14 protein-coding genes are annotated in these 18,066 nt (G+C 45.0%); 1 reads left to right on the top strand and 13 read right to left on the bottom strand.

Features of this window, described 5'->3' with window-relative positions; all coding sequences use genetic code 11:
* Window positions 1-729: 729 nt before the first annotated feature.
* From BLR65_RS25080 to BLR65_RS25060, 6 genes are all read right to left on the bottom strand, one after another.
* Window positions 730-2,079, bottom strand: a complete 1,350-nt coding sequence (locus BLR65_RS25080) for an FAD-binding oxidoreductase (protein ID WP_093796997.1) — start codon at window positions 2,077-2,079, stop codon at window positions 730-732.
* Window positions 2,080-2,613: 534 nt separating this feature from the next.
* Entirely contained in the window at window positions 2,614-3,903 is a 1,290-nt protein-coding gene (locus BLR65_RS25075) for an ArsB/NhaD family transporter (protein WP_093796995.1), read from the bottom strand.
* Between the two features lie 145 nt (window positions 3,904-4,048).
* A complete protein-coding gene (locus tag BLR65_RS30125; RefSeq protein ID WP_169716706.1) occupies window positions 4,049-4,198 on the bottom strand; it encodes a hypothetical protein in 150 nt (49 codons plus the stop codon).
* A gap of 216 nt (window positions 4,199-4,414) precedes the next feature.
* Window positions 4,415-4,975, bottom strand: a complete 561-nt coding sequence (locus tag BLR65_RS25070; protein ID WP_093796993.1) for a hypothetical protein — start codon at window positions 4,973-4,975, stop codon at window positions 4,415-4,417.
* 510 nt (window positions 4,976-5,485) lie between these two features.
* Window positions 5,486-8,242 (bottom strand): cation-translocating P-type ATPase, encoded by a 2,757-nt coding sequence (locus BLR65_RS25065; RefSeq protein WP_093796991.1) that lies wholly within the window; start codon window positions 8,240-8,242, stop codon window positions 5,486-5,488.
* Window positions 8,243-8,282: 40 nt separating this feature from the next.
* Window positions 8,283-8,615 (bottom strand): hypothetical protein, encoded by a 333-nt coding sequence (locus BLR65_RS25060; protein ID WP_093796989.1) that lies wholly within the window; start codon window positions 8,613-8,615, stop codon window positions 8,283-8,285.
* Window positions 8,616-8,920: 305 nt separating this feature from the next.
* Here BLR65_RS25060 and BLR65_RS25055 point away from each other — a divergent pair, with 305 nt between their 5' ends.
* On the top strand, window positions 8,921-9,646 hold the full coding sequence (locus BLR65_RS25055) for a hypothetical protein (protein ID WP_093796987.1): 726 nt from the start codon (window positions 8,921-8,923) through the stop codon (window positions 9,644-9,646).
* A gap of 9 nt (window positions 9,647-9,655) precedes the next feature.
* Here the strand turns inward: BLR65_RS25055 and BLR65_RS25050 are convergent, their stop codons facing one another.
* The 7 genes from BLR65_RS25050 to BLR65_RS25020 all read right to left on the bottom strand — a co-directional run bounded on the left by BLR65_RS25050 (window position 9,656) and on the right by BLR65_RS25020 (window position 17,967).
* Window positions 9,656-10,672 (bottom strand): epoxyqueuosine reductase, encoded by a 1,017-nt coding sequence (locus tag BLR65_RS25050; RefSeq protein ID WP_093796985.1) that lies wholly within the window; start codon window positions 10,670-10,672, stop codon window positions 9,656-9,658.
* Between the two features lie 239 nt (window positions 10,673-10,911).
* Window positions 10,912-12,633 (bottom strand): dihydroxy-acid dehydratase, encoded by a 1,722-nt coding sequence (gene ilvD / locus BLR65_RS25045; protein WP_245693033.1) that lies wholly within the window; start codon window positions 12,631-12,633, stop codon window positions 10,912-10,914.
* A 111-nt stretch (window positions 12,634-12,744) separates the two neighbouring features.
* Window positions 12,745-14,040, bottom strand: coding sequence for an MFS transporter (locus BLR65_RS25040; protein ID WP_093796981.1), 1,296 nt, complete (start codon window positions 14,038-14,040; stop codon window positions 12,745-12,747).
* Window positions 14,041-14,097: 57 nt separating this feature from the next.
* On the bottom strand, window positions 14,098-15,243 hold the full coding sequence (locus tag BLR65_RS25035) for an iron-containing alcohol dehydrogenase (RefSeq protein ID WP_093796979.1): 1,146 nt from the start codon (window positions 15,241-15,243) through the stop codon (window positions 14,098-14,100).
* A 39-nt stretch (window positions 15,244-15,282) separates the two neighbouring features.
* On the bottom strand, window positions 15,283-16,179 hold the full coding sequence (locus tag BLR65_RS25030) for a dihydrodipicolinate synthase family protein (protein WP_093796977.1): 897 nt from the start codon (window positions 16,177-16,179) through the stop codon (window positions 15,283-15,285).
* A complete protein-coding gene (locus BLR65_RS30120; protein ID WP_093796975.1) occupies window positions 16,136-16,474 on the bottom strand; it encodes a hypothetical protein in 339 nt (112 codons plus the stop codon). Before BLR65_RS30120 ends, BLR65_RS25030 begins: the two co-directional genes overlap by 44 nt.
* Window positions 16,475-16,671: 197 nt before the next feature.
* The gene (locus tag BLR65_RS25020; protein ID WP_093792487.1) at window positions 16,672-17,967 is read right to left on the bottom strand and encodes an IS110 family RNA-guided transposase; all 1,296 of its coding nucleotides are present in this window, start codon (window positions 17,965-17,967) and stop codon (window positions 16,672-16,674) included.
* Window positions 17,968-18,066 lie beyond the last annotated feature (99 nt).

Below are 18,066 nucleotides of genomic sequence, written 5' to 3'. Positions count from 1 at the left end.
ATCGAGGTTTCAAATCCTTATAGGTAGCCTAACAACCGAAATGCTACTCAGGCTTATATGGAAGCTTATGGAAGGTTTCAAATCCTTATAGGTAGCCTAACAACATGGCGGCATTATCTATTCCGGCAGCCGCAATAGCGGTTTCAAATCCTTATAGGTAGCCTAACAACCCCATCGAACACAAGAAAACACAGGGCTTTATGCTTTTTCTTGTGTTGACTATATCCTTCTTACTCAACTTAAAACCCGCAAAAAAGCTGAAATGTCTTGTCGTCGACCTCCCGGCATTTTTGCGCTACCTTACATCGACGACATGTTTTAATCCTAGTTAGGTTTATGAAATGTATTCTGTCATAACTTGGTATTTTCCTCCTGAAGTTTTTTGGTTCTACAGATATCCTTCCATGCCCCCAAAAAACCAGCACTTCATTTGTGAAGGGTTGGTTCTTTTTTTGAAAAACTTAGAGAAGCGCAGGGATGCACATTTTGCTTCGCAAAAACATAATAAAAGAAGCGAAATATACGTCCCCATGCTTCCATACCAACGTCTAACGATAACATACCTGTCCAGATGGGACGCCGAGTCTACATCTAGATATAGAAATAAAGCTGCCGGTTTTGGCAGCTATTTTAGTACAATTATATCATATTGAGCTATCCCGGTCAGGTGGTATTGTTTTTCAATAATCCATCTACCATCATCACAGAATATAATTTAAGACTGCGTTTTTAGCAATTCGACGGTGGAATGCTCTGAGGGAAATTGAAGACGTTTTCTGGGTCATATTTCGCTTTTATCTGTGTTAGTCTTTCAAAGTTGCAACTATAATAGGCGTTTGGCCAATCTTTGATCGAAAGATCCGTTGTATTAACATAAACGCCTTTGGTATAGTGTTGCATTGCCCAGCGGAATTCTTCTACCCAGCGGATGCCCAGAGCTGCCCCTTCAGGTGCACTCCACGTAGCGAAGATTGACATATTAGATAGAGCCTTGCGATAAAAGTAGGCCGTAGCATCATTCGGCACCCTAGCTACCGCTCCACCTAGACCGTGTAGAAAGACACTAACCGTACAAGAGGGTGGCGGCGCGTCAATGAAAAGCCTGATCGTGGTGATGCCCTCGTCCGGCAATAAGTTGTAGAGGTAAGGGCCGACGCTCTTAAATGGTAAGGGAGACTCCGGCTGGCTTGATGCTATCCGGTCTACAGCATCAAGCCAGGGTATTTCTTCAATAGTCACCTTTCGTGGTGAGCCTGCCTTAAGCAAGGGGTTTAGCAGGTAACGTAATTCTTTAGCAGAACCAAGAAAGACTCCCTGCATTATCAGCGATGATTCCTGTGCTCCTGACAACAACAGCAGGGTAGGCGTCAAGCGCTCATCGACACAGGGGGTGGTATAGTACTGCCAGACTTGAAGTACCGATTCTAAATCCTGCAAATCCCATCTTATGTCAGCAAAGCCGACATTATCAATGCGGTGTGTGCGAAAAAGGAAAGAGGTACAAATACCAAAGTTTCCGCCGCCACCCCCACGTGAGGCCCAAAACAAATCAGCGTTATGGTCAGCACTTGCGTGAAGTACATGACCATTAGCATCAACCATCTCCAATTCTAACAGGTTATCGAGAGTCAGTCCCCATGGTCGGGATAGAATGCTGTGGCCGCCGCCCAAGGTAACACCAGCGATCCCAGGGGTAGCACAGACACCGCTCGGCACTACTAATCCTTCGGATCCAAGTTTTCTGTATAAGGCAAAGTTCCGCAGCCCGGTCTGCACCTTAACAGTGCCACATTCATGATCCACTTCCGTCTGGGTCATATCGCTAACGTCAATCACAATACCAGCATCGACAACTGACAAACCTTCGTAGCTATGGCCACCGGAACGTACGCGAATTGGTACATCCCTATAGCGTGCCCAATGCACGGCATTGATTACATCCTGAGTTTCTTGGGCATAGACGATAACCAGTGGGAACTTGTTGAAAAAAGAATTAAACTCTTGGCGGGCCGCACTATACTGTGGTTTTCCAGGGAAAACAATACGCCCAGTCAATTCGGGTTCTTTGCAATAAGACACAAATATCGCTCCCATATAAAATTGATATATTCAATTTAATAATATGTTAATTAAGATAAAAATGTGTCAATTAGCCAAAAGGGGGATTGGGCAATTATTATGGTTGATAAACAGCACGAGAAAGCTGGTTTCAAATCCTTATAAATTAAAAGGTATGTAGAATAGATAGAAATACATTCCTAACCCCCTGATTTTATAGGGGGTTAATTTTTGTCTTGTGTATATAAAGGAATAGATTTCCTCGGTTAGACATACATTTTGTCCCCAGAATGTCCCAATTATAAAGTAGCCTCTAGCCTACATCCCCATACCAGAAAATAAAAAAAAACCCAGCAACACAGTCACTGGGCACTTGAATAAAAAACACACGTTTATCTGCTTGTGTAGTTATTATAGCAACTTACTTTTTGAATTACTTTAGAGATGGAAAAACCGCACCCCGGAGGATGCGGCTATTACTTCAGCACTACTGGGATTCTTTCTTTTTTACCAGAGGCAAGTATAAGCTGATTAACTCATGACAATTTCTCAGGCTTACACGATAAGATAGCGAACGTATATATAAATATTAGCCAGGATTACAGATAGTACCATAATCGGAAAACCTACGGCTAGAAACCGTAAAAAAGAAATATGGGTTCCCTCTTGTGCAGCTAATCCGACTACAATTAGGTTTGCACTGGCACCAATTAGACTGCCGTTTCCACCAAAGCAGGCTCCAAGCGCTAAGCTCCACCATAAGGGTTCTAAATTAGTAATTCCCATCGTCCCCATATCCTGAATCATTGGTATCATCGTGGCAACAAAAGGAATATTGTCAATAAAAGCGGAGGCTAATGCGCTGAGCCACAAAATTAAGATCGACATAATCTTGATATTTCCCCCCGTGAGCTCTATGGCACCTTGTGCCAGACTACTTATGATACCGGTTTCCACAAGTCCGGAGACTACTACAAAAAGACCTATAAAAAAGAAAATTGTAGTCCATTCTATCCGGTTGAAAATATGCTCAAGGTCATGCTCACTTTTATTAGTAATTAATAATAGTACAAACGCTCCTCCAAGGGCTACCGTTGCCGACTCTAAATGAATAAGCTGATGTAGAAAAAAACCGCTGATGGTTAGACCCAAGACTATCAGGCTTTTCATTAAGAGGACTTTATCTTTTAGTTCTTTCTTCTCATTCAGGTCCATAATTCCGGACTTCAGTTCTTCTGTAGTTTTAAGCTGATTGCGATACACGAAAAGTAGAACAAGTAGACTTACTGCCATGGTTACCAGGGAAATAAGCGCCAAATTGTTAATAAATGACATGAAGGAGAGTTCTTTGACAGCACTTCCAATCATAATGTTTGGTGGGTCCCCAATGAGAGTAGCCGTGCCGCCAATATTGGATGTGATAATCTCGGTAATAAGATACGGTTCAAGGTTTACCTTTAACTGCCTGGCAATGCTAAACGTTACTGGAACCATCAACAGTACAGTTGTTACATTATCCAAAAATGCAGAAAACACCGCTGTTATGATTCCTAATGAAATGAGAATTCTTAAGGGATCTCCATTTGCTCTTTTTGCCGCTGCGATTGCCACATATTGGAATAACCCGGTTTCACCTGTTATTGCAACAATAATCATCATGCCCGCCAGCAACCCAATAGTGTTAAAATCGATATGGTGCAGGGCGCTTTCCTGGCTAACAACTCCCAAGGTTACCATGACTACGCCACCGACCATCGCTACAATGGTACGATGTACTTTTTCAGAAATGATGAATGCGTATGTCAGTAGAAATATGCCAATTGCCAAAATTGCTTGTTTTTCCATGGTATTCCCCTCCTCTGTTATCATTCCCAAAAAGACAAAAAGGAACCTGTTTTGAACAGGCTCCTCCTAAGTCTAAGGGATATTAAATTTGGAATGTTAATAATATATACCAACAGGTGATGCACTAGAACCAAGGACTGTTTGATTAAGGATGAGTTTTCCTCTCAAACCACATAAAGCCCCCACCAATTGTTCCCACCACTCCCATAAATAGTGCTCCTTTGAAATTGGCGACATAGAATCCTATGCCAATACCTATAGCAGTAACAAATGCCCACCATAAAAATTCCAGCATAATTATTCACCTCAACTACTATTTTTTCTAAAAAAGACAAAAAGGAGCCTGCTTTGGCAGACTCCACCTAACACACGAAAAGTATTTAATTACAAGGTGATTATAACACAGCCGTGATAAATAAGCAAACTTAAGAGAAGCGCAGGGACGTACATTTCGCTTCGCAAAAACACAATAAAAAAAGCGAAATGTGTATCCCCTCAGATGTCCCAAGTATTACCCCCCGGCACTCGCCAGGGGGGTAATATTAGAATCTAGAACAGTATTATTTGACGAAAAAAATACATTTGCCAAAGTGAAGTTTAGCATTTCCCTCATTGTAATATGATCTTCAACATAATGTTGAAGATCTTTTGAGTCATATCCTTCATTACCGGAAAGTGCTACTAAGGCAACTTCTGCAGATTTACTAAATTCTAAATATGCTTTAAAAGCATCATTCCCTAATATAGCTAATTTCTCCTCATCTTCTGTTCGAATTCTACCTTTTTCATCAAGCAGAAATAAATACATTTCATGAAACACCCGGAATTTGGTATACGCAATTTGATATTTAAATTTAGCAATTTCATATGCTGGAGTATGGGCTTTATTTGCATCTTCCTTATTATCTTTATCAGCTACCATTCCTTTCAGCATCAAAACATAGTTTTCGGACATCAGCTTTGCAAACAAATAGTTACTTAAGGAATGTTTTGCAGCATTCTCATTAGCAGCAGAACAAAGAGAAGTAGAGAATACTAAAATAGTCAGAGCCACCATTATGACTTTTTTCATCTTCTTAACACTTCCTTTATAAAAACTATACAGAATATTTCGTCAAAAATAAAAATAATCCTTTATTTGGAAATCTATTCTATCTAAAAAATACTAAAAAAAACTCCATCCCCGGCCACTTGACTGAGAGATGGGCTTTCGCTTTCAAGGCACCTATGAAATCACAATGAAACTAGGTTTATGAAGTATATTCTGTCATAACTTGGTATTTCACTCTTGAAGTTTTTTGATTTTTTACAGATAGCATTCTATACCCCAAAGAGAACCAGCACCTATATAATAGGGCTGGTTCTTTTTTTCAAAAGGCTTATAGCGGTGAAAACGTCGGTTATTTACGGAAGCCAAGAAACAAAAAGTCACAAGGGTGTAAATTGCGGTGTTTTGAGATAAATCCGCCCAACGGCGGTAGTGCCGTGTACAGTTTATGATTCATCGTCCGTCACAGTATTGGCGAAGGGGCGTGTCGAGGGAGGAAATTTTTGGAGTGTTGCAAATGACGGTTGCCATTGCTTATCTGTCGACTGATTTTTGATCTGCGGCAGACAAATTCGTCCTGAATGTAAAGCGTCTGGCAACAACCTTGCCGAACTCAGTAACGATGAAGGGGATAGGAGCTAAAATACCAAGGACGGCCAACTCCATAACGTTCGGTTCCACTGTTTTAAACAGGTGATGCAAGGGGCCATACACGGAGAGAGCCAGCAGCAGAAAGGAAAGAGCAACCCCCATATTCAGATATTTATTGCTAAATATTCCGAGCTTATATGCCGTGTATTGTTCAGAACGGGCGGCGTAGGCGCCAATAATCTGCGTGGCAATCAGGGTGATGAAGGCGAAGGTGCGTGCCGTTTCCAGATCATTGCTGCTAACGGCCAGACCGTATTGAAAAGATGCCAGGACAGTCGCAGCCATAACCAAGCTCTGAACCAGGATAATCCATTTCAGCTTGCCACCCAATAAAGGTTCCTCAGGATCACGGGGCTTCACATTCATAACATTAGGTTCTTTCTTTTCGACTCCCAGGGCCAGCGCCGGGAACGTGTCGGTAACCAGATTAACCCATAAAAGTTGAATAGGCAACAGGGGAATAGGCCACCCCAATAGCATGGCAAAGAAAATAACCAGGACCTCCGAGACATTGCAGGCCAGCAGGAAATGAATGAACTTTTTAATATTGGCATAAATGACCCGGCCTTCTTCTACCGCTTTAACAATACTGGCAAAATTATCATCAGTGACAACCATTTCGGCCGTTTCTTTGGTCACATCGGTGCCGGTAATCCCCATGGCGATGCCGATATCGGCCTGTTTTAGCGCCGGTGCGTCATTTACTCCGTCGCCGGTCATCGCGACAATTTGTTTATTATTGCGTAATGCTTCAATGATCGTCATCTTATGTTCCGGCGATACGCGGGCGAAAACGTTGGCACGCTGGACGGCTTGCTGTACCTTGTCGGCCGTCATGCCATTAAGCTCACTCCCGGTTATAACTTGCGCCACACTGTTTGCTATGCCAAGCTCCTTGGCAATGGCAAACGCCGTGTCCGGATGGTCGCCGGTAATCATAACCGGGCGGATTCCGGCCGCTGCGCACATGCGAACCGCTTCTCTGGCTTCGCTGCGTGGCGGGTCAATCATCCCCAGTAAGCCAATAAAAACTAAATTCTTTTCAATTTCAGCAGGCTCCCTGTCGGTCGGCAGGCTGTCAAATTCGCGATAAGCAACAGCCAGCACCCGCAGCGCTCCGGCCGTCATTTCGCTATTGGCGCGGATAATATTACTCCGGTCCTGCTCCGTCAGGGGACAGGCTATCCCGTTTTTTACAAAATGGGTACAACGGCTGAGCAACAGATCAGGCGCCCCTTTTACATAACCAATAAAAGTTTCATTGATAGGGTGAAATGTCGTCATCATCTTACGGGTGGAATCAAACGGGATTTCCTGCAGGCGTGGATATTTCTCCTGCAGGTCGGCCTGCATATAACCGCCCTTTGCCGCCGCTACAACAAGAGCGCCTTCGGTTGGATCACCGATAATAGACCAGCCTTTCTGATCAGGGCTTTGTTTTAGCTGGGCATCGTTGCAAAGCAGCGCACCTTGCAGCAACACAGCAAGGTCTTTCTCCGCCGCAATGTCTATCTGCTTTTTATCGAGCATAATCGCCCCTGCCGGGTCATACCCTTCCCCACTAATTAGGAAGGTTTTTGCAGGAGTGGCGGCCTTAACTACCGTCATTTGGTTTTGGGTAAGTGTTCCGGTTTTGTCTGAACATATGACAGATACACTCCCCAGAGTCTCCACGGCATGAAGTTTTTTAATGACCGCGTTTTGCTTAACCATGCGCTGCATGCCCAAAGCCAACACAATGGTGACGACTGTCGGCAACCCCTCCGGTATGGCGGCAACCGCCAAACTAATCGCCGTCATGAGCATAAGCTCAATTTCGACAAACTCCAAGTGGCCGTCGCGGTATCCGTTGTATACCCCCATCATGAAAACAATAACACAAACAGCCATACAAAGCAGGCCCAGTCCTTTGCCAAATCCGGCAAGTTTCTTTTGCAAGGGAGTACTCGTTTCACCGGTCGTTTGAAGCATTTGGGCTATTTTACCAATTTGTGTCTGCATGGCGGTTCCGATTACAATGCCTTTGCCGCGCCCATAAGTAACACTGGTGCCCATAAACCCCATATTATGACGATCCGCCAGGGAAACTTCCTGCGAACTGATAGCCTCTGCCGACTTTTCCACAGGCACGGATTCACCCGTCAGCGAAGCTTCCTCGATTTTTAAATTAAAAGACTCACAAATACGCAGGTCAGCCGGAATATAATTGCCCGCTTCCAGCAGCACAACGTCTCCCGGGACTAATTCTCTGGAAGGAACAGTAATCAAATTCCCCTCCCGTATCACCTTTGAGGTAGGGGCCGTCATTTTCTTTAGTGCATCTAATGCCTTTTCCGCCTTCGATTCCTGAAAAACCCCCAAAGCCGCATTGAGAAGCACAATCGCAACGATAACCAGGGAATCGGCTATTTCTCCCACCGCGATAGAGATTAAACTGGCCACAATTAAGATCAGCACCAAAAAGTCTTTAAATTGATTCAAAAATTTCTGCAGCAGCGATTCCTTTTGCTTTTCCTTTAGTTCATTGTACCCGTACTTCAATAACCGCTGACCAGCCTCAGTTGTGGACAAGCCCTCAGTTAGTGCCGATTGCAGTTGTGCAACCGTTGCTTCCGGTGTTAATTGATACCATTTTTCCACAAATACGCCTCCTTCATTTTAATAAAACTTAGACAATTCCTTAAAAAGGCAAACCATTTTTCATTTTACTAAGTTTCGCAAAAGAGCGAAAAAAATAAATCACCCCTACAAACAGGCCGGCAAACGATTCCAGACAGCACAGCGCGACGATGGCGCCCCACAGGCATTCGGTCAAGCGGCCGCTTTTCCGCATAAGATAAACTCCCATAACGACAGAGGCATAAGCCCACAGATACATTGCCCATCTTAGGATTCCGGCGGTCTGGCCAATGTTGCGGTAATCAGGCACTATGCCGGCAATAATCTGAGCTAATGATGCTATGATGAGACAAGTCAGGCCAACATAACCTGTTACTTTTACCCATAAACCCATCGCCTCACGCTCCTGTTAATTGAAGCACTCTGTATATATAAAAAGACCTTGCCTTTTAAATAAAGGCAAGGTCTTACCAACAACCTGAAGCTGTCAACAAAGCCGGGTCTTAAGACCGTAATGACGACTTTGTTGTTATGGCTACTCCCCTTGTAGGTACTCTATATTTACTTTTGCTATAATTATATGCTGGCAATGCTAAAATGTTCCTAGGATTTTCCCCGTATTAATATCCACATTATAGCATTTGTGGTAAAATAAATCAATAAAGATACCACAATTTTACCAAAAATGGAGGCTAACGAATGCAAAAAATTTTGCTGTACTGTCTGGTTATCCTTTCCCTGTTGACGAGCGTTGCTGCCGCTCAGGAACGCAAAGACGAGTGGCAAGACAAGAAGGCTGACTTTCGTCAGTATAAGACCATTGTTATCGATTCTGCTATCGAAAAAAGCCTGCCGCTAGAAGAAATTGATCATAAAAAGCTGGAAATTTTGCTGGGCACTTCGCTCTGGCGGGAGAAACTCGGCAACATACACTGGCTTACCGAGAGCCAGTTGGAAAAAGAAGTCGGTACCCTGGCGCAAACCGATCTAAACGCCCTGAAAACCAGCAACCCGGAAGCCTATACCGCCCTCATGGCAGAGTACACTCCCAAGATAGCCGACGGCCGTCTTGCCGTGGAAGTACGGCAATGGGGCTACAGCCAGCGTTATATCCCGGCAGGCTGGGAGAACTATACGGAATATCGCAGCACTCCGGTAAAAACAATCGATTATGACGATAAAGGAAGACCCATCACCAGAATTCAGTGGGTAACAGTACCGGTAGAAGAAAGCCGCCTCGTTCCGGCCCATTATGACCAAATTGCTCAAGCCGGACTGGCTTTCACGCTGACCAACAGCAAAACTGGGGATAAGGTCTGGATGCTGCTCGATTTACGGGATGCCGAAGGCAGCAAAGTACCTGCGGAAATGACGGAACGCATTATCAAACGGGCGGCAGGCCGCCTGGCAGCCTTTCTAAAGTAGCTTTGACGATTACTGCCTTCGCCGTAATGCCCACCGGGCCATCTTCTTTACTTCCTCATGGCTATCGTTCAATGCCTGCAGAAAATAATCCTGATATTTTTGTGCATCCTCATTGGCCATGGCCCGGATGACCTTGCATTTCCAGAACCAGCCGTCCTCGGCGTTGATATACCAAAAACGCGGCTGAATGTTAGTCCGGTAGGTACTGTCATCCAGCGAAAATAGCTTCTCCAGCGTAATCAGTTCCGGCAAAGACAGCGGTTCTTCAAAACAGGATTCATTTTCCTGCCAGGTATTGGCGTTGGCCGGACAAACATTTTGGCAAATATCACATCCGTATAGCCATGTTCCCATTTTCTCCAGTAAGCTTTCCTCAACTTTTAGTTCTGACCGAAATGTCCTGCAGGCGATACACTTGGTGGCATCCATTGTTAAGGGCGCGGACAGAGCGCCTGTCGGACAGGCCTTAATACATTTCTGACAGCCCTCAGGGCAAGAAAATTGAGGAGAATCTACTGCGGGCTGAACTTCTAGCCCTTTGTCAACAACCCATGTATCTACCCAGACCCATGAGCCCTGCTCTCGATATAAAAAGTTATTATTGCGGAATTTTCCCAGTCCGGCCTTAACAGCCGCCCAGCGGGCTGGCACGGCATTAGTCACTGTCCGAAACCCAAGCTGCTGCAGATACTCTTCAAACGCCACATTATTTTTATATTCCTGTGAATAATTTAGCCGCCCGTCACACAAAAAAACTTTGCCAATCAATCGGTCCAGTCCATCGGGAATCCTGTATTTATCATATCGCCGGACGCAGACAATCACCGACTTCGCCCAATCAATCTGCTGTTTGGGTATAGCTAATTTTCGCAGATTATCATAAAACGGCTTCGCATGAGGAAATAACTCACTCCGCGTATTGAGTTGCGTTAAAAATTCTTCAAATATCCCGGCGGCAATAATGCCACAGGCTTCATATCCTAATTGCCGAGCCTTTTCTTTGATACCGTTTTCCAGGCTTGCCATGCCTACCCCTCCCCCTTCTCCTTAAAGTTAACCCAACTGTTTTTTACTGCTGATATCTTTAATAAAATAATAATTATTCCCCAAAAATAAAAACTCCTGCTGAATGCATAAAATTATCCGCTTAAAAGTAAATCCTCCCCGATTGGTGCTTTCCTTGGTAAATAGTTAACCTAAAAGGGTGCTGCCGAATCTCTTCAAGCAGCACCCTTTTGTCCAATTTCTTAACGTATTTCTACACGTTATTTGGTATATGCCCCTGCCATAAGGGAAGCGGCCTTTTCCGTAAATTTTCTTAATACGCCGTTGCGAATTTTCCGTGCAGGCGCTTTCCAGGCTTTTTTACGGTCAGCTAAAATACGGGCAATTTCCGCCGCCTCTTGCTTTTGACCGGCTATACCAATGATGTTGAGCGTACGAGCGGGAATATCAATTTCAATAAGATCACCATTTTCAACCAAACCAATTGGGCCGCCGTCAATGGCTTCCGGGGAAACATGCCCCACACAGGGACCGCGGCTGGCTCCGGAAAAACGTCCGTCGGTGACTAATGCCACTGTTCCGTTTAAGCTTTCGTCGAAAACGATCGCATCGGTCGTCATAAACATTTCCGGTGCGCCGGAACCGCGAGGTCCCTCATAACGGATAATAACGACATCTCCCTGCTTAATTTTGCCGGTAATAATCGCCTTTTGAGCATCCTCCTCGCTGTTGAATACCGCCGCAGGCCCTACATGCTGATGCATGGCAGGAATTACTGCCGAATATTTAATGACGGCCCCTGCGGGAGCAATATTGCCTTTAAGAATGGCAATTGAGCCAAAATGTTTCGATTGTTTTACAGGCCGGATAATTTCTTCTACCGGAATATTATAGGTTTTCAGATGTTCATGGCAACGGTCAAAGAAACCTTGCTCCGCTAAATCGTTCAGGTTTTCGCCCAGTGTCTTGCCGGTAACGGTCATGACATCCAAATTGAGATACTCTTTAATTTCCCATTGAATCATAGGAATGCCGCCGGCAAACCAGAATAATTCGGTAACATATTTGCCGCTTGGCTGAATATTAGTCAGGTATGGTATTTCCCGGCTGGCTTTATCGAACAGTTCCGGTTGTAGTGTAATCCCCATTTCATGCGCAATTGCGGGCAGGTGAATAAGCGCATTGGTACTGCCGCCGATGGCCGCATGCACTTTGATCGCATTTTCAAACGCTGCCTGTGTCAGTATTTTCCTGGCGGTAATATTTTGCTGCGCCAAGTTCATAACCTGCTGCCCCGCAGCCCGGGAAATCCGGCGAATTTCTGCAAAGGTGGACGGCATTAACGCATTCCCCGGCAAGGCAAGCCCCAGCGATTCCGACATACACTGCATGGTGCTGGCGGTACCCATAAACTGGCAGGCGCCGCAGGACGGACAGCCGGTTAATTTATAATCCCGCATTTCTTTTTGTACCGGTTGGCCTTTTTTATATTTGGCCGAAAGCGGGCCAGCCAGTCCGGAAGTACCAATGTTGGGACCAATCCGCATCGACCCGCCAGGGATATGGATTGTGGGAATATCCAGTCTGGCGGCTGCTATCAGGTGCGCCGGCACAGACTTGTCGCAACTGGAAATAAGGATCATCCCATCCCAGGGAATAACCGACGCCTGTAATTCAACCATGTCGGCAATCGTTTCCCGTGACGCCAGGATATAATTCATGCCGTCGTGGCCTTGTCCCCAGCCGTCGCAAATGTCTGTTACGTGATTTTTAGCCGGCCTGCCGCCGGTTTCATAGATACCTACTGCCGCTTCATCGCTGAGAATATTCAGGTGGAAGCTGCCAGGATGGCTTTCACCAAAAACATCGCTGATCAAAATATGCGGTTTCTCCGTATCTCCTTCCGACCAATTCATGCCCATCCGCAGAGCATCAACCTGGGCCCACAAGCCTCTTGCCGTTTTACATTTCTGATTCATCATGCTTGCCTCCATAAATTTGTTTTTATAAACTGGTAGAAAAGGCCAAAAGACCTTGAACAAAACTAAAGAACGCTTAGGCTAAAATACAAGTACATAACCCAAAACCGGTATTCAATGGGTCACCTGATACCCCTTAGCTTCCATTTTGCCTTCTGTGCTGCGGGGCAGCGAAAATGTAATCACGGAAGCAAGCAGCAAAAAGCCCACCAGTGTGTAAATTGCCGCATTTTGGCCAACATTGGTTGTAATAAATCCTACCAGATACGGCCCGATAAATCCACCCAAATTACCGAGCGCATTGATAATCCCCCTGGCGCCCCCGGCTACCTCAGCGGAAAACAGCGCTGGCGGCAACGTCCAGAACGGACCGGTGGCAGCCTGCAAAAAGATGCCGCAGCCAACCATAAATGCATACGATACCCACATCTCTTCTTTAAAAACAATGGCTAACGCCAGACATATGGCAAAACCTAACGGCGGTAGGGCCGTGTATAGTTTACGGTTCATCGTCCGGTCGCAGTATTTGGCGAAAAAGTACTGGCCGGCTATGGTCATTACATAAGGCAGGATAGTCAGCATGCCTACCATTCCTAAACCGGTTTTGGTGATTTGCTTAAGAAGCGCCGGCATCCACAGGGAAAATCCATAAAAGCCTACTTGTAAAGCAAAATAGATGAGAATTAATTTCCACATATTAAAGCTGGACAAGACTTCTTTATAACTGGTTTTTGCCCCCGACTCAGACTGGTTCAGTTCTTTTTGCTCAGCAGCAAGGCTGGATTCAATCCACTCTAATTCTTCCTTAGTAATCCATTTCGCCTGATGCGGGTAGTCATTGATAAGTGGCATCCAAACAAACAGCAATACCAGTGATAAAACTCCCTCAATGATAAACATTTCCCGCCAGCCCCATACTTGAATGATATAGCCGGATAACGGGCCGGCGATAATTGACGCAATCGCAATATTCATCTGAAAATAAGCGTTAGCCCGAGCCCGTTCCTGGCTGGGAAACCAGTGACTGATCAAAACCAGCACGGCCGGATATACGCCGCCCTCAGCAATGCCTAAAATAAACCGGATTGCGATCAGTTGCCAGACTTCCTGCACAAAACCGGTGAGAATGGCAAAACCACCCCAAAACACAATCGTCCAGGCGATAAACTTTTTCGCGCTGCCATGCTCGGCGATATGACCGCCCGGCACTTGCAAAAAGAGATAGCCCACAAAAAAGATTCCGGCAACCAAACCGGCCAGCGTGGCTGACATACCCAAATCTGTATCCATTCCCCCCGCAATGCCGAAACTAATATTGGTGCGGTCAATGAAGGCAACAATATAGACGATAATTGTGGCAGGAATGATATGATACCATCGTCCGTTGGGAATAGCCGCATTTTCAGTCATAAATCTTCCTCCCCTTTTATTTGGCTCTAACTGGCACATTTGGCAGAGAACGTGCAGTTAGGCAATCTTTTTAAACAGTTCCATTAACTTTTCTTTGCTGAAAAATACCGGGTTGGCACCGGCACAGGCATCCTTCATGGCAAACTCGGCAAGTTTTTCAAAATCAGGATTGTCTACGCCGACTTCTTGTAACGATTTGGGAATATGAACTTCTTCGGAAAGGTCTTTTATTTTCTTAATGACAAAAGCAACACATTCTTGATCGGATTTTCCCGTTGTATCCATGCCAATAACTGCTGCAATCTGACGAAACTTAGCCGGCGCCTGTTTAGCGTTCTCCTCTTCGACATACGGGAGCAGCATCGCATTACAGACACCGTGGGGCAAATCATACAAACCGCCTAACTGGTGAGCCATTGCGTGTACGTTTCCCAGTCCGGCATTACTAAACGCAATGCCGTTGAGGAAACAGGCATAACTCATTTGTTCCCGGGCTTCCAGGTCATTGCCGTTTCTCACAGCTCTGGGTAGGTAGTCAAACACCTGCTTAATCGCATACAGCGCGGTAGCATCGGTTACATCGTAAGCCCCTTTAGCCACTACCGCTTCCATAGCGTGCGTCAGGGCGTCCATGCCGGTGGCGGCCGTTAACCCGGCCGGCTTGCCGACCATTAATTCGGGATCATTGACCGTAATAGCCGCCAGGGAATTGGTATCCACCATAATCATTTTTACATGACGTTCTTCGTCGGTAATCACATAGTTAATGGTAACTTCCGCCGAAGTCCCGGCCGTAGTCGTAATGGCAACAATCGGCAGTGATTTTTTTGTTGTTTTGTTGACGCCTTCATAATCTTTGGTAACACCGCCGTTGGTTGCCAGAATGGCAATAGCCTTACCGCAGTCCTGCGGCGAGCCGCCGCCGATCGTAAGGACAATATCGCAGCCTTCTCTTTTTAGAATTGCCAGGCCGGCATTGACATTATTGACTGTCGGATTGGGTTTTACATCGTTAAACAGAATATAGGGAAGATCCATTTCATCAAGTATTTTGGTGACTTTCCCCACCGTGCCGTTAGACGTAAGAAATTTGTCACTGACAACAAAGGCTTTCTTGGCGCCCAGTGCCTGAATGGGTTGTCTCGCCTCCGCCAGGCAACCTTTGCCGATAAGGTTAACCGGTGGCACATAATAAATACTCATAGTCAACTCTCCTTCGCAATATATTGGACTAAAACATTTTTACAGCAGTTTGGCCTGCCGCATCAATGCCTTGAGCTGTTCACACTGCCGGTCATCTGCCCGGAGAAAAGGCAGGGTGCAATAATCCTGCATTTCAATTCCGCGCAGCATCATGGCTTTCTTTACAATCGGGATAAACGGTGTGCCAATATCATATAACCCCATTAAGAAGTCAACTTGGTGCTGGATTTCTTCTATTTTGGCAAAATCATGGGCATTAATAGCCCTTGTCCAGGCGGCAAACAGTTCCGGGGCCAAATTGGACAATCCGCCGATACAACCGCCACCGCCGCACAAAATGTTGTGAACAAAATTTTCATCATAACCGGAAAAAACAACAAAATCGGGAAATTCTGGCTGCATTGCCATAATGATCGCCCGGGTATGGCTCATTTCCGTTACCGTATCTTTGCAGCCCACGATATTTTTATGTCTGCGTGCCAGATTAAGCATGATTGCCGGCGTTAGATCATGGCCGGTTCGATCGGGAAAATTATAGAGAAAAATATCTGCTTTTACTTTAGACGCTACTTCATCGTAAAATAGCTCAATACTGGCCGGTGTCAGTTTAAAATAATACGGACTTACGATCATAACGGCATCAGCGCCGGCCGCATGCGCGTAATTTGATAACGCAACCGTGTCATCAACCGACATACAGCTTGTCCCGATATAGAGCTTTGTACGCTTGTTGATATGATTTACGGCAATATCAATCAGTTCTTTTTTTTGTTCCATGGTCATCGAGAAGAACTCGCCGGTACTCCCCATTACGACAATGCCGTCAATGCCACCGGCAATTAAATGATCATAAATGTTCTTGTTGGCCTGGCAATCAAGGTTGCCGTGCGCATCAAATGCAGTTACCACCGGTGTAAGAAATTGTGCTTTTTTCATTCTTTGAACCATCCTTATATTCCATAAATTTATTAATCGTCTTTATTGCTTTTTTACTACAGCAGCAATTATGTACCACCCCTCGCTCTTGTCTATCTTGCGCACCGTTAAAATTCCGCTTGCTCCCCTCCTGCACCTTATGTACTGCCTTATTTTTATTCGTATATACAAACTGATTCGTATATATAAACTCAATGTCTTCATAATAGCATTGAAAAATGTCGCTGTCAATGTTATTATTGGTGTTTTCTGAAAGTTTTGAGCTCATAAAACTTTTTTTTAGCAGCACTAACATCCGGAAGAAAGCCGCTTATAGCCTTGCTATCTTGCCGTTTCCATGCTATGCTAAAATCAATTTTACTTGCGGAAAGACATCTGGTGATATGTCAAGATAATATTTAAATTTTTTTGAAATACTTTCCCTAAAAAAGGGTGTAGCAAACACACCTATTTCGAATTGCTTCAAAATAAGAACATTAGTTCGATATAAAATTAGTTTGCGATATCAATCACATCTTTCGTTGGAATGTAAAGCTGATTATTGCGTAGCAGTGCATAAATCAGTCTGATGAGTTTTCTTGATGTCAGTGCGAGTGCCCTTTTATGCTGGAAGCGTACTGCTTCGTTCCGCTTCTTGTAATAGAATGCGGTATATTCTGGGTTATGGTTTTTTAGCAAACTCATAACCGCTTCGCCTATATAATAGCGTAAGTATTTATTACCTGATTTGGTCATGTAGGTGATGTCGCTCGTAAGCCGACCTGATTGCTTTTTGCGCCAGGTCAGGCCTGCAAATTTTGCCAGTTTTTCTTCTGATTGAAAGCGGTCAATAAATCCGATCTCGGCAATGATGCCTGCCGAAATGACCGGGCCAAAGCCGCGGATGGACAGAAGGCACTGATATTCATTGCTGGATAATCCCTTAACTGCTTTTTCAATGGCTTTATCAATGTTTTTCAATTCCTTGTCAAAAGCCCGGATGCAGTTGAAGGATGCTGCAATGGCTGCATTAAGCGGTTCATACTGTGTTTTATCAAGGCGGTAGGAGTCACGAGCCGCCTTCTGTAAAAGTTTTGCTTTTGCTTCGGGATCCGAGAAACGGTTCTTCCCTTTTTCACAAAGGAAGTCGATTAGCTCTTCCAAGGAAGCCTTTGCAATCTCATCTGGTGACAGGAAGTCTGTCAGCACAGCAACACACGTTGCGCCAAAGCGATCAGAGAAAGGGTTATCCTCCTTATCTCTAGGGCTTAAAACGGCTAATTCACTAAACTTGATAAAGATGTTGGTTAAGGCATAAGATTTCTCCCTGGCGAGGCTTTCGACCAGATGAAGTCTGGTTCTGGTGAGTCGTTGTAGGGCAACGAAGGCAGAGCCATTGAAGGGTTCGGACGTGATCTTGCCGGTTCTGGCAAAATCGGCAATTCCGTAAGCATCGCTGGGGTCAGTCTTATCCACATCGACAAAGGTATTCTGGTAGGCACTGGTAACTTTAGGATTCAGGCAGTAAACTTTGGCATGTAAGGAAGCCAATTCAGGTGATTGGAACAGATAATTGCATAAATGGAAGCTGTAAAAGGAAGTAGATTCCATAGCAATAACCACATGGGTAGCTTCAGAAGCAGCAGCGACGGCAGTGATTTTAGAAGTGATTACGGAAGCGCCAGAGAGGTTGTTTTGGAAAGGAAAAGCATCCAATTGGTTTCCGAAAAAGTCAAGGATAACAGCATAGTGGGAGCGTAAGCTCACATCCACACCAACAAAGAGTGTTGATAGCAAAGTTTTATTCATGGTAACACCTTCTTTCGTAGTCAGGATATTGGAATTACCAAAAGGAATCTCCTTGGTTCCGATGCATCAACACCCTCGCACAAATCAGAACTCTACAGA

This window comes from Sporomusa acidovorans (assembly GCF_900101845.1).
Lineage (GTDB): Bacteria > Bacillota > Negativicutes > Sporomusales > Sporomusaceae > Sporomusa > Sporomusa acidovorans.
The sequence above is the reverse complement of the archived record's forward strand: the minus strand, read 5'-3'. Positions and strand labels throughout refer to the sequence as shown.

Bases quoted from the DNA above. Each gene is read 5' to 3' on its own strand.
- BLR65_RS25075 (WP_093796995.1), bottom strand. From the start codon at position 3,903: ATGGAAAAACAAGCAATTTTGGCAATTGGCATATTTCTACTGACATAC.
- BLR65_RS30125 (WP_169716706.1), bottom strand. From the start codon at position 4,198: ATGCTGGAATTTTTATGGTGGGCATTTGTTACTGCTATAGGTATTGGC.
- BLR65_RS25070 (WP_093796993.1), bottom strand. From the start codon at position 4,975: ATGAAAAAAGTCATAATGGTGGCTCTGACTATTTTAGTATTCTCTACT.
- BLR65_RS25060 (WP_093796989.1), bottom strand. From the start codon at position 8,615: ATGGGTTTATGGGTAAAAGTAACAGGTTATGTTGGCCTGACTTGTCTC.
- BLR65_RS25055 (WP_093796987.1), top strand. From the start codon at position 8,921: ATGCAAAAAATTTTGCTGTACTGTCTGGTTATCCTTTCCCTGTTGACG.
- BLR65_RS25050 (WP_093796985.1), bottom strand. From the start codon at position 10,672: ATGGCAAGCCTGGAAAACGGTATCAAAGAAAAGGCTCGGCAATTAGGA.
- ilvD (WP_245693033.1), bottom strand. From the start codon at position 12,633: ATGATGAATCAGAAATGTAAAACGGCAAGAGGCTTGTGGGCCCAGGTT.
- BLR65_RS25040 (WP_093796981.1), bottom strand. From the start codon at position 14,040: ATGACTGAAAATGCGGCTATTCCCAACGGACGATGGTATCATATCATT.
- BLR65_RS25035 (WP_093796979.1), bottom strand. From the start codon at position 15,243: ATGAGTATTTATTATGTGCCACCGGTTAACCTTATCGGCAAAGGTTGC.
- BLR65_RS25030 (WP_093796977.1), bottom strand. From the start codon at position 16,179: ATGAAAAAAGCACAATTTCTTACACCGGTGGTAACTGCATTTGATGCG.
- BLR65_RS30120 (WP_093796975.1), bottom strand. From the start codon at position 16,474: ATGTTAGTGCTGCTAAAAAAAAGTTTTATGAGCTCAAAACTTTCAGAA.
- BLR65_RS25020 (WP_093792487.1), bottom strand. From the start codon at position 17,967: ATGAATAAAACTTTGCTATCAACACTCTTTGTTGGTGTGGATGTGAGC.